Consider the following 14,667-nt stretch of genomic DNA (forward strand, 5'->3'; position numbering starts at 1 on the left):
CCTCAGCCCGTCAGCTTGATCCCGGCGCTCTTGGCCACGCTGCGGGTGCTGTCGATTTCCTGGCGGATGAAGGCGTCGAACTGCGCCGGCGTGGATGCCACCACGTCGGTGCCCCAGGCATTCATCTGCTGCACGACGTCCGGCCGCTTGATGGTCGCGATCAGGTCGGCGGACAGTTTCTGCGCGACGTCGGCGGACAGGCCGGCCGGCGCCACGAAACCGAAGATGCTTTCGTACGCGTAGCCCGGCACGCTTTCCCCTATGGTCGGGAAGTCCGGGTGCGCGGAGCTGCGCTGGCCGTTGGCGATGGCCAGCAGTTTCAGCCTGCCCGACTGGATGTGGGGCAGCGCCGACTCCAGGATGACAAAGCCCAGCTTGACCCGCCCCGGCAGCAGGTCGTTGTAGGCCGGCGCGCTGCCGTTGTAGGGCACGTGGGGCATGTCCAGGCCGGCCTTCACCTTCAGCAGTTCCCCGGCGACGTGGGTGGCCGTGCCTATGCCCAGCGAAGCGTATTCCAGGCGCCCCGGTTCGGCGCGCACGAGCTTGATCAGTCCCGGCACGTCGCTGGCGGGCAGCGATGGATGGGCCACGAGCGCGATCACCGCCGATCCCAGCTGCGTGAGCGGCGTGAAGTCCTTCAGCGTGTCGTAGGGCAGCGTGCTGCGCAGCGCGGGATTGATGGTGTGCGAGCTGATGACCAGTCCGAACGTATAGCCGTCGGGAGCGGCACGCGCGATGGCCTGGGTGCCGATGATGGCGCCCGCGCCGGCGCGGTTCTCCACCACGACGCTCTGGCCCCAGCGTTCGCCCAGCTTCATCGCGATCAGCCGCGCCATGCCGTCGGTGGCGCCGCCCGGCGGCATGGGCACGATCATCCTGACGGGCTTTTGGGGATAGGTGGCCTGCGCGCGCAGCGCGGGCGACAGCGCCAGGGTGGCCGTCGCGGCCAGCCACTGGCGGCGACGGATGTCCGGCGAGCAGGACGGGGTCGTCATGTCGATTCCTTGGGCGTGGAGGGAAGGTGATGTATCCATGGCCGGCGCAACGCGTCGTGCCGCTGGAAGTCGTCGATGAGGTGTTTGCGCTTCAAGGTCTGCGCGATCGGATCGAGCCCTTCGAGCAGGGCCTCGCGGCGCAGGGCCTGGATGTCGAAACCGATGCGCGCGCCGTCGGCGCCGGCCACGAAGCATTGCCGCAGGTCCACGGTCATGGGGACGCCGGGGTGGCTGCGCGCCTGCGCCGCCAGCGACTCGACGTCGGCGCGTGGCAGACGCACGGGAAGCAGGCCGTTCTGGAAGCAGTTGCCATAGAAGATGTCGCCGAAGCTGGGCGCGATGACGCAGCGCACGCCCAGCGCCAGCAGCGCCCAGACCGCGCCTTCGCGCGAACTGCCGCAGCCGAAGTTGGCGCCGGCCAGCAGGATGCGCGCCTGCCGGGTGGCCAGCTGGTTGAAGACGAAATCGGGATCTTCCGTGCCGTCCGGGCGATAGCGCAGGGACTCGAAGCAATAGGGTCCCAGCTCGCCGCGCGGGACGCCGTTGAACAGGGGTTCGACCCGGATGATCAGGTCGGTGTCGATGTTGTCGCGCAGCAGCGGGGCGGCCACGGATTCCAGGCGGGTGAAGGGCGTCATGCCGGGGTTGCCTTGAAGTCGCGGACATCGCAGATCGCTCCGGCGACGGCCGCCGCCGCGGCCATGGCCGGGCTGGTCAGGTGGGTGCGCGCGCCCGGGCCCTGGCGGCCCACGAAGTTGCGGTTCGATGTCGAGACGACGCGCTCGCCGCGCGCCGCCAGGTCGCCGTTGGCGGCCAGGCACATGGAACAGCCGGGGTCGCGCCATTGGAAGCCGGCGGCGAGGAATATCCCGTCCAGGCCCTCGGCCTCGGCGGCCTGCTTGATGTGTTCGGATCCGGGCACGACCCAGGCCTGGACGCGCGCGGCCACCTTGCGGCCCCGGACGACGGCGGCGGCGCTGCGCAGGTCCGACAGGCGGGCGTTGGTGCAGGAGCCGATGAAGACCCGGTCGACGGGCGTGCCGGCGATCCGCTGGCCCGGGTTCAGTCCCATGTAGTCGAGCGCGGCCTGTACCGATAGCCGGCGCTGGGGGTCGTCGATGCCGGCGGGATCGGGCACGATGCCGTCGATGGCCACCACCTGCTCGGGGCTGGTGCCCCAGGTGACCTGGGGCGCGATGCCGGCCATGTCGATCAGCACCTCGCGGTCGAAGCGCGCGTCGGCATCGGAGCGCAGCGTGCGCCAGTAGGCGGCGGCCGCGTCCCAGTCTTGCCCGGCGGGCGCGTAGGGCCTGCCGCACAGATAGGCGTAGGTCTTTTCGTCGGGGGCGACCATGCCTATCTTCGCGCCCAGTTCGACCGAGAGATTGCACAGCGTCAGGCGGGCTTCCACGTCCAGCGCGGTCACGGCATCGCCCGCGTATTCGATGGCATGGCCCGTCCCGCCCGCCGTGCCGACGACGCCGGCGGCGTGCAGGATCATGTCCTTGGCCGAGACGCCCTGCGCAAGCCTGCCGACGAAGCGTATCCGCATGTTCCTCGGCTTGGCCTGGACCAGGGTCTGGGTGACGGCGATGTGCACGAATTCGCTGGCGCCGATGCCGAAGCCCAGCGCGCCCAGCCCGCCATGGGTGCAGGTATGGCTGTCGGCGCACACCACCAGGGCTCCCGGCAGCGTCAAGCCCTGTTCGGGGCCCATGACGTGGACGATACCCTGCGAGCCGCTGCCCACGTCGAACACCCGGATGCCGCGCGCTTGCGCTTCGCGGCGCAGGTCGCCCAGCAGCCGGACGCCCTGTGGGGTGGGACTGGCGCGTCCCGGCAGGGTAGAGACGGAATGGTCGGGAGAGGCGAAGGCCAGTTCCGGATTCCGCATTTCCAGGCCGCGCTGGCGCATGTCCACCAGGGCCTTGCTGCCCGCGTCCGTGATCAGGTGGCGATCGACATGCAGCAGCGCGAAACCGTCACCCAGATCGGCGACCACGTGATCGTCCCAGATCTTGTCGAAGAGCGTACGTGGAGTCGGCACTTCTCTTTTCCTCGCCATTGGGATGAAATCGTATAATCATTATGACAACATAACAAATTTCATGCAAAGCGGGACGCATGTGATGGACATGCCAAAATGGTGCTCCCACGGCATGACCTCGTGGCCCGCCCATCTCATGCAGAAACTCAGCCGAAGCCTAGGAACGCCCCTTCATCACCAGATCTCCGCCGTCATCAAGGACGGCATCGCGAACGGCCGCTACCAGCCTGGCGAGCGGCTGCCGACCGAGGACGCGCTGTGCAGGCTCTTTTCCGTCTCGCGCATCACGGTGCGCAGGGCGATGCAGGGACTGGAGGAGCAGGGGCTGATCGAGCGGCGCCAGGGGGACGGCACCTTCGTGGCCGAGTCGGCGGCGGTGGTGTCCTTGCAGACGCCGCTGTCGGGCTTCATGGCGCAGGTCGCGGAAAGTCGCGCGCTCAGCACTCCCCGGCTGCTGTCCTTCGAGGAGGTGGAGGCGCCGCTCCAGGTGCTGACCGGCTTGATGCTGCCGCCCGGAGAACGCGTGATGAAGCTCGTGCGCCTGCGCACGCGGGGCAGCCTGCCCATCCTGCACAGCACGGCCTGGCTGCCGGCGGACATCGCGGCACGCCTCCAGCCCGAGGATTTCTCCCGGCATGCATTGAGCGAGTTGATGGCGCGGGCCGGTTTCCCCTACTTCAGGATAGAGGCGGCCGCGGGGGCGGCGCTGGCCGATCCGGTCCTGGCGCGCGACCTGCAGGTGCCCATCGGATCGGCGCTGGTGGACGTGCGGCGCGTGGCGTTCGACCAGCATGGCCGGGCCATCGAATACCAGCATGTCCTCGGCCCGTCCGACCGTTATCAGATGCGCGTGACGATGCGCAGCTAGGATCTGTTCCCGGACCTCAGGCCCGGAACAGGTCGTTGTGGCCGAACAGTCCGCCCAGCAGTTTCTTCACCGGCGCGGGCAGCGCCGCGTCGGCCAGTTCCGCGGACGGCAGCCAGACTTGCGGATGGTCTCCTTCGCGCAGGTCCAGCGAGCCCGCCTGTACGTGCCAGGGCTCGATGTGCAGCTTGAAGTGGGTGAAGGTGTGCGAGAACACCGGCAGCCGTATGGTCTCGGCCGGCGCCACGCCCAGGACGCGGCAAGCTTGCGCGGGATCCCCGTCGGCGAATTCCGGCAGGCTCCACAGGCCGCCCCAGATGCCGGGCGAGGGCCGGCGCTGCAACAGGATCTCGCCCGCTTTCTCTATCACCAGCATGCCGGTATGCCGCTCGGGCACGGTCTTGCGCTCGCGCGGCGTGGGCAGTTCGTGCTGCCTGGCCTCGCGCAGCGCGACACAGGACTCGCGCACGGGGCAGCGACCACAGTCCGGGTCGCCGCGCGTGCACAGCGTGGCGCCCAGGTCCATCAGCCCCTGCGTATAGCGCCGCATTTCATCGGCCGCGTCGGGGCCGTCGGCCGGCACCTCGGCATGGGCGATGGCCCACATGCGCTGTTCCACCGCACGCTTGGTGGGATCGCCCTCGATGCCGAAGTGGCGCGCGAAGACGCGCTTGACGTTGCCGTCCAGGATAGGGCTGCGCTCGCCATAGGCGAACGCCGCGATCGCCGCCGCCGTCGAGCGGCCGATGCCGGGCAGCGTCTCGATGTCCGCCGCCGTGGGAGGGAAGCGCCCGCCCCAGTCCGATACCACCTGCCGCGCACAGGCGTGCAGGTTCCGCGCCCGCGTGTAATAGCCCAGCCCCGCCCACAAGGCCATGACCTCGCCTTCGTCGGCGGCGGCCAGGTCGGCCACCGTGGGGAACTTCGCCAGGAAGCGTTCGTAGTACGGGATCACCGTCGCGACCTGGGTCTGCTGCAGCATGATCTCCGACAGCCAGATGCGATAGGGGTCCTGCGTGTTCTGCCAGGGCAGCGTATGCCGCCCGTTCTCGCGCTGCCACTGCGCCACGCGCCGGGAAAAAGCAATCATGTCATGTGTTCCATAGGGAAGCCCGCTACCGCTGGCATTTTGGGCAGTAATAGGTTGCTCGTTGTCCTTGCACCAGCCTGCGGATCGGCGTCTCGCACACCCGGCAGGGCTGGCCCGCCCGGTCGTAGACCCGCGCGTCGATCTGGAAATAGCCCGATTCGCCGCCCGCGCCCACGTAGTCGCGCAGCGAGCTGCCGCCGGCGCGGATGGCGTCGTCCAGCGTGGCGCGCACCGCGGCGGCCAGTTTCTCGTAGCGGGCGGCCGAGATGCGCCCGGCGGCGGTGCGCGGATGGATACCGGCGCGGAACAGGCTTTCCGACGCGTAGATGTTGCCCACCCCGACGACGATGTCGCCCATCAGCAGCGCCTGCTTGATGGGCGCGCTGCGGCGGCGGGTATGGCGGAACAGCCAGCCGCCGTCGAAGCGGTCATCGAAGGGCTCGATGCCCAGGCTGGCCAGCAGGGGATGGCTTTCCACCGGCCCGGCCGCCGCGTCGTGCCACAGCACCGCGCCGAAGCGCCGGGGATCGTGCAGGCGCAGGACCGCCTGGTCGAAGACCCAGTCGACGTGGTCGTGCTTGCGCGGCTCCTCGTCCGGATGCACGTGGCGCAGCGAGCCGGACATGCCCAGGTGGACGATCAGCCAGCCATGCTCGAATTGCATCAAAAGGTATTTGCCGCGCCGGCCCGTGGCCAGGACGCGGCGCCCCTCGACCAGGGCGGCGAGACCGGCGGGTACGGGCCATCGCAGCCGGGGCTCGCGCACGATCAGGCGGCGCAGTTCGCGTCCTTCCACCGTGGGCGCGATGCCCCGGCGGGTGGTTTCTACTTCGGGAAGTTCGGGCATGGCGTTTGCTGCTTGCGCGCGATGAACTGTTGGCGCGGCCGGCAGTCCGATGAGTAAGGCATGGGGTCCAGCATATCGGGCCCCGCCGCCACCGGCCGTTGGGTGGTAAGCGCAGTGCTAACATCAACGAATATGGACGGCGTCGGCGATACGCCAAGGAATTGTGCCATGTTGTTTAACGCTCATCGTTTGAAGCTGGCGGCCGCAGGGGTCGGGCTGGCGACGGCCGTATCGGCCGTGTCCGCCCAGGACGCGCGCCCGGCATCCGACGAGTTGCTGGTTCCGGGCCTCAGCCTGTCCCCCATGGGGCGCGCCATCGGGCCCAGGGCACTCCCCAACGTCGACCTGACGGCCGAGATCCTGTTCCAGGTGCTCGCCTCGGAAGTGGCCGCCCAGCGCGGCGCCTTCGGGCCCGCCACCAGCACGACGCTGGACCTGGCCGAGAAAACACGCGATCCACGCCTGGCGCGCCGCGCGGTCGAGTTCGCGCTGGCCGGCGGCGACCTGGTGCGCGCGCTCGACGCCGCCCAGGCCTGGGCCGAACTGGACCCGGCCGACGTCGAGGCGCGGCAGACCGCGCTGTCGCTGGCTGCCGCGGCGGGACGGGTCGAAGGCATGGGCTCGGCGCTGCGGGCCCGCATCGCGGCCGCTCCCGACAAGTCCGTGGCCATCGTCGATGCCCGCCGCGTCGTCGCCCGCCTGGATGACAAGCGCAAGGCGCTGTCCATCCTGGAAGAGGCGCTGACCGACGTGCGCAACCTGCCCGAGGCGCACCTGGCCCTGTCGCGCGTCGCCGCGACGGCGGGCGACAAGGCGCGCGCGCTGCAGGAGGCGCGCGCGGCGCTCGACGCCCAGCCCGATTCCGAGGCGGCCGCCATGCTGGCCTTGCAGATGGGCGTGGAAACCGAGCCCGACCAGTCCGTGGCGCGGGCGCGAGCCTTCATCGCCACGCATGCGGAATCGCGCAACCTGCGCGTATTGCTGGCGCGTGCGCTGGCCTCGCTGAAGGACTACGACGGCGCGCGCGACGAATTGCAGGCCCTGGCGCGCGCCAATCCCGAGGACTTCGAGATCCTCTACATGCAGGGCGTGCTGGCCTACCAGTCGCAGCGCCCATCGGATGCCGACGGCTATCTCAAGCAGTACCTGGACGTGCACGAGCAGCGCACGGCCAAGGGCGCCGCGCCGCTGCCCGAGGCGGACAACGCGCTGTTCCTGCGCGTGCAGATCGCCGAGGACCAGCAACGCTACGACGACGCCTTCGACCTGCTGGCCAAGGTCGACGACCCCGACGCCGCCCTGCCGGCGCGCCTGCGCCAGGCCGTCCTGCGCGGCAAGCAGGGCCGCGTGGACGAGGCCCGCCGCATCCTGGGCCTGATCGACCCGCGCGACGTGCGCGAGGGCAGCCAGGTGGCCCTGACCGAGGCGCAGATCCTGCGCAATGCCGGCGACCGCGACGAGGCGGTCAAGGTGCTCGAGGCGGCCAACCAGCGCTATCCCGACGCGCCTGACCTGATGTACGACCTGGCCATGCTGTACGAGCAGCAGAACCGGATCGACGACATGGAAAGCCGGCTGCGCCGGATCATCGCCATCAAGCCCGACCATGCCCATGCGTACAACGCCCTGGGCTATTCGCTGGCCGACCGCAACGTCAGGCTGCCCGAGGCCAAGCGGCTGATCGAGCGGGCCATGAACCTGGCCCCCGACGATCCCTTCATCATCGATAGCATGGGCTGGGTGCACTATCGCATGGGCGACAACGCCAAGGCGCTGTCCTACCTCGAGCGCGCCTACGAGATCCGGCCCGACGCCGAGATCGCCGTGCACCTGGGCGAGGTCCTGTGGGCCTCGGGCCAGCAGGACCGCGCGCGCCGGCTGTGGCGCGAGGTCCAGTCCAAGGATCCGTCCAACGCGGCATTGCGGGGCACCCTGGTGCGCCTCGACGTGACGCTGTGACCGGCATGCGGCGCCTGTCCCGCGCGGCCGCCGCGGGCGCAATGGCCGCGATCCTGGCGGCCTGTGCCGTGCCGGTTCCCATCCCCGCGCCCCAGGGCGCGGACGAGAGCCGCTCGTTGTCGCGGGTCGGCCGGTTCGCGCTGCGGATCGAGGAAGCCGGCGGCAAGCAGAACGCGGTGCAGGGCAGCTTCGCCTGGCGCGACGACGGCAGCCGCCTGGCGCTCGATCTCGTCTCGCCGCTGGGCGCGACCCTGGCGCGCGTCGAGGCCGTGCCGGGCGAAGCGCTGCTGCGGGAATCCAGCGGCAAGGAAACGCGCGCCGCCGATCCCGACGAACTGGTGGCGGTCGTGCTGGGCAGCGACATCCCCGTGTCCGGCCTGCGCGATTGGCTGCGCGGCCGCCTGGCGGCGCGGCCGCCCGCCGAGGTGGCCGAGCGCGACGAGCAGGGCCGTCCGCTGGTGTTCGACCAGGCGGGCTGGCGCGTGACCGCCCGGCAGTACGACGCGCTGGGTCCCACGCGGCTGCAGATGGCGCGCAACGAGGGCGGGCAGGACGTGGACCTGCGCCTGGTCATCAATCCCTAGGGTCCGCAAGGCCCTTTCCAGCGTGAACAGGCCCTGGCCCCCATGACTGCCGAATTGCGCGACGTTCCCGCGCCCGCGAAGATCAATCTGTTCCTGCACGTGGTGGGGCGCCGGCCCGACGGCTATCACCTGCTGCAGACGGCCTTCCGTTTCATCGATCTGCAGGACACGCTGCATTTCCGCGCCCGTCCCGATGGCCGTATCGTCCGCGCCTACGACCTGCCCGGCGTGCCCGAGGACGCCGACCTGGTCGTGCGGGCCGCCCGCGCGCTGCGGCAGGCTACCGGCTGCGGGCAGGGCGCCGAGATCGGCCTGGAGAAGCGGATTCCCGCCGGCGGCGGCCTGGGCGGCGGATCGAGCGACGCGGCCACGGTGCTGCTGGCCCTGAACCGCCTGTGGGGCACCGGCCTGTCGCGGCATGAGCTGATGAGGCTCGCGCTGCCCCTGGGCGCGGACGTGCCCGTGTTCGTGTTCGGCCGCAACGCCTTCGCCGAGGGCGTGGGCGAGGAACTGACCGCCATCGACCTGCCGCAGCGCTGGTACGTGGTGGTGCAGCCGGACGCCAGTGTGCCGACCGCGGACGTTTTTCGCGCACCCGAATTGACAAGAGATACGCCACGCGTCAAAATAGCGGACTTTCCTCGGGGAACATTTGATCCCTACGGAAATAGCTACAGGAACGATCTGGAAAACGTCGTTTTTGCCCGCTTTTCGGAAGTGGGGCGGATTTCGGCGGTGCTTGCCCAGGCACTCGGTGGTGCGCGGGTCAGGATGTCCGGGTCGGGCGCGTGCCTATTTGTCGAGTGCGACACGAAGGCGCAGGCCGATGGCGCGGTGGATAGAATCGCCGCTACAATGCAAGTCCAGCCCAGCGGGCTGCCGGCGTTGAGAGTGAACCTGGCATGTGCCGGACTCGATGCGCATCCGCTACTGGACTGGGCCGCGTAAGCGGCCACCGAATCGAGGGCGATCCGCCGCAGCCGGACGCCAGCGCAGCAAGTTTCGATGTTCACGCAGTTCCTGCGGGGGCAACGAGTTGGGGAGTCGCCAAGTTGGTTAAGGCACCGGATTTTGATTCCGGCATGCGAGGGTTCGAGTCCTTCCTCCCCAGCCAAAGTCTTTGACCTAAAAGCTGTTGATGCCTGTCAGCGTTTCGCAGGATCAACAGCTTTGTTGTTTTGTCGATCGGCCTCGGTTACAGGTCACCGGGCCACAGCCACGGGCAATGCGTCATGGCGCAAGAAAGCTTCATGATTTTCACGGGGACTGCCAACCCCAAGCTGGCGGCGGACGTCGCGAGTCACCTCGGCATACCACTGGGCAAGATGAGCGTCGGTCGGTTCTCCGACGGCGAAGTCATGGTGGAAATCAACGAGAACGTCCGTGGTAAAGACGTCTTCGTCCTCCAGCCCACCTGTGCACCGACCAACGACAACCTGATGGAAATCATGGTCATGGTCGATGCGCTGCGCCGGGCCTCCGCCGGTCGCATCACCGCCGCGATGCCGTATTTCGGCTACGCCCGGCAGGATCGCCGCCCGCGTTCGGCGCGCGTGGCGATCTCGGCCAAGGTCGTGGCGAACATGCTGCAGGTCGTGGGCGTGGACCGCATCCTGACCATGGACCTGCACGCGGACCAGATCCAGGGGTTCTTCGACATCCCCGTGGACAACATCTACGCCGCGCCGATATTGCTCAGCGACATCTGGAAACGCAACCTGTCCAACCTGATGGTGGTCTCGCCCGACGTGGGCGGCGTGGTCCGCGCCCGCGCGCTGGCCAAGCGCCTCGAGGTCGACCTGGCCATCATCGACAAGCGCCGTCCGCGCGCCAACGTGTCCGAGGTGATGAACATCATCGGCGACGTCGAAGGCCGCACCTGCATCATCATGGACGACATGGTCGATACCGCCGGCACGCTGTGCAAGGCCGCCCAGGTCCTCAAGCAGCGCGGCGCGCTGGCCGTCTACGCCTATTGCACGCACGCCGTGCTGTCGGGCGGCGCGGTGGGCCGCATCGCCGAATCCGACCTGGACGAGCTGGTCGTCACCGACACCATCCCCGCCAGCGACGAGGTCCGGGACTGCAGCCGCATCCGCCAGTTGTCGTGCGCGGCCCTGATCGGTGAAACCATGCTGCGCATTTCGCGGGCCGACTCGGTCAGCTCGCTGTTCGTCGAATAAGTTCTGCTCCCGCCGGCCTGCATCGCGCAGGGCGGCGGGGCGAGCCGGAAGCGCTGGTCGCGGCGCTGCCGGATGGAATGCGATGGTCGCGTTCCGTGCACCGCGAGCGGGCATGTCGCCCGCCGCATTTTGGAGAAAACCATGCAATTCAACGCCACTTCGCGTAGCGTCCAGGGTTCGAGTGCGAGCCGCCGCCTGCGCCGCGCCGGCCGTGTACCCGCCATCGTCTATGGCGGCGACGCAGCGCCCCTGTCGATCGAACTCGATCACAACGAGATCTACCATGCCCTGCGCAAGGAAGAGTTCCACTCGTCCATCCTGAGCATGCAGCTCGACGGCAAGGGCTCGCAAGTCCTGCTGCGCGCCGTTCAATGGCACCCCTACAAGCAGCAAGTGCTGCACGTGGACTTCCAGCGCGTCGCCGCCGGCCAGGCCCTGCACACCAAGGTGCCGCTGCACTTCGTCAACGCCGAGTCGTCGCCCGCCGTCAAGCTCAGCGGCGCGATCATCAACCACGTGTTGACCGAAATCGAAGTGACCTGCCTGCCGAACGACCTGCCCCAGTTCATCGAAGTGGACCTGGGCAACATCATCGCCGGCGCATCCATCCACCTGTCCGACGTCAAGGCGCCCAAGGGCGTGACGTTCCCGGCTGCCAGCGACACGGTCATCGCGACCGCCATCGCCAAGCCCGGTGGTGCCGCCGCCGAGGAAACCGCTGCTGAATAGGGTCCCCCTACGCGCTGCTGTCTGAAGAAACCCCGATCGGTTACGGTCGGGGTTTTTTCATGGGCGAAGCCTGATGGGAGGCGATGAGGGCTGAGACATCGCACGTATCAGCAGTGCCATTGAAAAGAATTAGAGATATCAGGGACGATCGGGCACACTGAATCGTCCGGGGCCAGTACGCCCCGGGGCGATTCCAACTCTTCCCCGTCCGACGACCATGTCCACTGCCACTCGCCACCTCCTGCCTCCTACGGGCGCGCCCGCTTCCTGGCGCGGTCCGCAGATCGATTGGACCGAAAGCTGCCTGTTCCACCTGGACGAGGCCGATATCGACGAAATCGGCCGCGCGCTTGCGGCCCTGAATGCACGAGGCGGGGGGCGGACCCTGCCCTTGCGCCGCCAGGACTTCCCGCTGGACCGGGTGGCGCGCAAGCTGGCGGCGGTTGCCGAGCAGATCTATCGCGGCAAGGGATTCGCCATGCTGCGCGGCCTGCCGCGCACCGAGTACAGCGCCGATGAAATGGCCCAGATCTATTTCGGCCTTTCGGTGCACCTGGGCGTGCCGATCTCCCAGTCCCACCGGGGCGAGCTGCTGGGCCACGTGCTGAACCTCGAAGGCTACGGCGAAGTGGCGCGCGCCTACCAGGACGGCGGCCACATGAACATGCACACCGATTCCTGCGACATCATCGGCCTGATGTGCCTGCGCACCGCCAAGAACGGCGGCGCGAGCCGGATCTGCAGCGCGCTGGCGATCCACGATGCGCTGGCCGAGAGCCGGCCGGACCTGCTGGCCAGCCTGTACGGCGGCTACTACTTCCGGCGCGGCGACAAGGACGCCCAGCTGGGCGACGGCAGAAAGGTGAGCCTGGCGCCGGTTCCGGTGTTCGACCGGCTCGACGGCTGGCCGCAGCGGGTGGCCTGCTACTTTCTAGGCAGCTACATCCGGCGCGCGGCGCAGGAGGGGCACGGACACCTGACCGACCTCGACAGGGAAGCGATCGCCACCCTCGAGACCATGGCCGAATCGCCGGATTTCTACCTGGACATGCAGTTCCAGGACGGCGACATCCAGTTCCTCAACAATCGCGTGATCGTGCATGGCCGCACCGACTATGTCGACGAAGACGCCATCGAGAAGCGCCGCCATCTGCTCCGGGTCTGGCTCAGCGCGCCGGAGTGGCCGCCGCTGGCCGAGCGCCAGGTGATGCACTCGGACGAGGACCACCGGCTCTGGCTGGCGCGCCGGCAGCCCGAACTGGAATTTCCCGAGGCCTATCTCGAATCGCTGCGCGCAAGCGTGGCTTGAATGCATACGTGGAAGGGAGCGCGACCAACATGAAGAACATCGTCAGGAACGGCATGGGGCGTGCCCGTGCACTCGCCGCCCGCGCACTGGTGCTGGCGGCCGCCCTGTTCGGCGCGATGCCGGCGGGAGCGGCGGAGGAGTATCCCAGCCGCAATCTCGAACTCATCGTCCCGTATGCGCCGGGAGGATTGCTGGACGTGGCGGGACGCCTGGCCGCGACCTATCTCGCCAAGGAACTCGGCCAGCCCGTGGTGGTGAGGAACGTGCCGGGCGCCGGCAGCACGATCGGCATGGTGCGGCTGGCCAAGTCCAAGCCCGACGGCTACACCCTCGCGCTGGGCTCGTTCGGTATCCTGCTCAACAGCAGGCTGCGGCCCGACGTGGAATACGATCCGCTGCGCAGCTTCGCGCCCATCGGCTACCTGGGCGACCAGGGCTTCGTCCTCATGGTCGCGCCGCAGCACGTGGACGTGGCCAATGTGCGCGAGCTGGTCGAACGCATCAAGGCCAAGCCCGGCGCCTACACATACGCATCCGGCGGCGTGGGGGCGCCTTCGCACGTGCTGGCCGAGCAGTTCCGCCTGCAGCAGGGCCTGAGCATGGTGCATGCGCCGTACCAGGGCCAGAACCCCGCCATCATGGCCTTGCTCGCGGGCGACGTGCAGCTCACCCTGCAAACCGTGGCGGGCGCCGAAGACCTCATCCACAGCGGACGGATCCGCGCGCTGGCGTCCACCGGTTCCGAACGGCCGGCCGCGTTTCCGTCCGTGCCGACCTTCAAGGAACTGGGCATCGAGGGCATGGCCAACGACGGCTGGCTTGCCGTCTTCGCGCCTTCGGGCGTAAGCGCGCCGGTCAAGGAAAAACTCCGCGCGGCATGGGCGCGGGTTGCGCGCAACGACGAGTTCCGCCAAGCTCTGGCCAAGCGGGCCATCCAGACGCGCGATGTCTCGCCCACGCAGTTCGAGGCCATGATGGCCGAAGATCTCAAGTACTGGACGGAAATCCTGGACAAGACCCGCATCACCTTGAATTGAGCCGCCATGCAGCCGGACCTCCGCCTTCGATGAACACGCCGGAACGACCTCCATCGGGGCTTGCGGATCTCAGGCAGCTCAGGCAATTCATCGTGGTGGCCGAGGAGCTCAATTTCCGGCGTGCCGCCATCCGTCTCTGCATGACCCAGCCGCCCCTGAGCACGGCCATCCGGCGGCTGGAGGAGACCGTGGGGACGCCGCTCTTCCAGCGTACGCGTTCGTCGGTCTCGCTCACGCCGGCGGGCGTGGTCTTCCTGCGCGAAGCCCGCTACCTGTTGCGGCAGGCCGAAATGTCCGTCGCGGCGGCCAGGGCGGCCACCGAGGGCGCGCGCGAGATCCTCCGGATCAAGAGCATAGACAGCGCGATGCTCAACCTGCTGCCGGAATGGCTGGAGCGGTTCTGCGCGGTGGAGGCCGGCATACGCGTGTCCTTGACCACGGGGTCCAGCCAGGACGTGATCTCCGCGGTCGAAGGCGGCAGCATCGACGTGGGCGTCTGCGTGCCGGGAGGTGCGAGCCATCCCCAGCTGCGGACGTTTCCCTTCGGCCGCGAGCGGTTCTGCCTCGCGGTGCACCGGGCCCATCGTTTTGCCGGCCTTGGCCGCGTCGGTCTTCCCGACCTGGCGGGGGAACAGCTCGTCACGCATTATCCGCACGCGGCCAGCCCGGGCTATCACGCGGCCGTGAGCGTCGCCCTGCAGCAGACCGGGGCCCACGTCCACGTGCACCAGTCCGAAACGCACCTGCTGGCCACGCTGGGGCTGGTGCGCCTGGGCGTGGGCGTGGCTCTCATTCCCGATTCGACCCGCCGCATCGCGATGGACGGCGTGGTGTACGTGGAGGTGGTGTCGGGGCAGGGGGAAGCCGTGACCTATCCCGTCGTGCTGGCGGTGCACCACGGCGGGGCCAGCGCGGCCGCGATGCGCTTCTGCGAATTCGTCCGGCGGGACGGGGATCCGGGCGCCCGCCGACAGGGATCGGGCTAAGATAACAGGCCTTTCGAGCCCCGGCCGCCGCGTCGC

At 68.7% G+C, this 14,667-nt stretch carries 14 protein-coding genes and 1 tRNA gene; 10 read left to right on the forward strand and 5 right to left on the reverse strand.

From position 1 onward, the window contains the following. Positions 1-2: 2 nt before the first annotated feature. From R4823_RS01430 to leuC, 3 genes are read right to left on the reverse strand one after another with little or no spacing between them, the layout of a single operon-like run. A complete protein-coding gene (locus tag R4823_RS01430) occupies positions 3-995 on the reverse strand; it encodes a tripartite tricarboxylate transporter substrate binding protein (RefSeq protein WP_338617098.1) in 993 nt (330 codons plus the stop codon). Further along, positions 992-1,633, reverse strand: coding sequence for a 3-isopropylmalate dehydratase small subunit (gene leuD / locus R4823_RS01435; protein WP_087838787.1), 642 nt, complete (start codon positions 1,631-1,633; stop codon positions 992-994). The genes R4823_RS01430 and leuD overlap by 4 nt, the downstream gene beginning before the upstream one ends. After that, positions 1,630-3,060, reverse strand: coding sequence for a 3-isopropylmalate dehydratase large subunit (gene leuC / locus R4823_RS01440; RefSeq protein ID WP_338617099.1), 1,431 nt, complete (start codon positions 3,058-3,060; stop codon positions 1,630-1,632). Before leuC ends, leuD begins: the two co-directional genes overlap by 4 nt. Before the next feature lie 94 nt (positions 3,061-3,154). Between leuC and R4823_RS01445 the strand changes: the two genes are divergently transcribed. Further along, entirely contained in the window at positions 3,155-3,910 is a 756-nt protein-coding gene (locus R4823_RS01445) for a GntR family transcriptional regulator (RefSeq protein ID WP_165963147.1), read from the forward strand. Positions 3,911-3,926: 16 nt separating this feature from the next. On the opposite strand, the gene mutY is transcribed toward R4823_RS01445, so the two are convergent. Both mutY and mutM read right to left on the reverse strand, forming a co-directional pair. After that, positions 3,927-4,997 (reverse strand): A/G-specific adenine glycosylase, encoded by a 1,071-nt coding sequence (mutY, locus tag R4823_RS01450; RefSeq protein WP_338617101.1) that lies wholly within the window; start codon positions 4,995-4,997, stop codon positions 3,927-3,929. A gap of 25 nt (positions 4,998-5,022) precedes the next feature. Further along, the gene (gene mutM, locus R4823_RS01455) at positions 5,023-5,844 is read right to left on the reverse strand and encodes a bifunctional DNA-formamidopyrimidine glycosylase/DNA-(apurinic or apyrimidinic site) lyase (protein WP_087838784.1); all 822 of its coding nucleotides are present in this window, start codon (positions 5,842-5,844) and stop codon (positions 5,023-5,025) included. 168 nt (positions 5,845-6,012) lie between these two features. On the opposite strand from mutM, the gene R4823_RS01460 reads away from it, so the two are divergent. The 9 genes from R4823_RS01460 to R4823_RS01500 all read left to right on the forward strand — a co-directional run bounded on the left by R4823_RS01460 (position 6,013) and on the right by R4823_RS01500 (position 14,631). Beyond that, the gene (locus R4823_RS01460) at positions 6,013-7,803 is read left to right on the forward strand and encodes a tetratricopeptide repeat protein (protein WP_165963148.1); all 1,791 of its coding nucleotides are present in this window, start codon (positions 6,013-6,015) and stop codon (positions 7,801-7,803) included. A gap of 5 nt (positions 7,804-7,808) precedes the next feature. Beyond that, positions 7,809-8,387 carry an outer membrane lipoprotein LolB gene (locus R4823_RS01465; protein WP_132979739.1) on the forward strand — a complete coding sequence of 193 codons (579 nt, stop codon included), beginning with the start codon at positions 7,809-7,811 and terminating at the stop codon, positions 8,385-8,387. A gap of 42 nt (positions 8,388-8,429) precedes the next feature. Then, entirely contained in the window at positions 8,430-9,335 is a 906-nt protein-coding gene (gene ispE / locus R4823_RS01470) for a 4-(cytidine 5'-diphospho)-2-C-methyl-D-erythritol kinase (RefSeq protein ID WP_087838782.1), read from the forward strand. 89 nt (positions 9,336-9,424) lie between these two features. Then, positions 9,425-9,501: transfer RNA gene (locus tag R4823_RS01475), tRNA-Gln, on the forward strand. 118 nt (positions 9,502-9,619) lie between these two features. Next, positions 9,620-10,570 (forward strand): ribose-phosphate pyrophosphokinase, encoded by a 951-nt coding sequence (locus R4823_RS01480; protein WP_165404471.1) that lies wholly within the window; start codon positions 9,620-9,622, stop codon positions 10,568-10,570. A 141-nt stretch (positions 10,571-10,711) separates the two neighbouring features. Beyond that, the gene (locus R4823_RS01485) at positions 10,712-11,299 is read left to right on the forward strand and encodes a 50S ribosomal protein L25/general stress protein Ctc (protein WP_338617104.1); all 588 of its coding nucleotides are present in this window, start codon (positions 10,712-10,714) and stop codon (positions 11,297-11,299) included. Positions 11,300-11,516: 217 nt separating this feature from the next. After that, positions 11,517-12,608 carry a TauD/TfdA family dioxygenase gene (locus tag R4823_RS01490; RefSeq protein ID WP_338617106.1) on the forward strand — a complete coding sequence of 364 codons (1,092 nt, stop codon included), beginning with the start codon at positions 11,517-11,519 and terminating at the stop codon, positions 12,606-12,608. Between the two features lie 29 nt (positions 12,609-12,637). Beyond that, entirely contained in the window at positions 12,638-13,645 is a 1,008-nt protein-coding gene (locus tag R4823_RS01495) for a tripartite tricarboxylate transporter substrate binding protein (protein ID WP_132979740.1), read from the forward strand. Between the two features lie 29 nt (positions 13,646-13,674). Continuing rightward, positions 13,675-14,631: a LysR family transcriptional regulator gene (locus tag R4823_RS01500; RefSeq protein WP_132979741.1), complete on the forward strand. Its 957-nt coding sequence runs from the start codon at positions 13,675-13,677 to the stop codon at positions 14,629-14,631. Positions 14,632-14,667: the final 36 nt, after the last annotated feature.

The sequence above is a fragment of the Pigmentiphaga sp. CHJ604 genome (assembly GCF_036972535.1).
Classification (GTDB): Bacteria; Pseudomonadota; Gammaproteobacteria; order Burkholderiales; family Burkholderiaceae_B; genus Pigmentiphaga; species Pigmentiphaga daeguensis.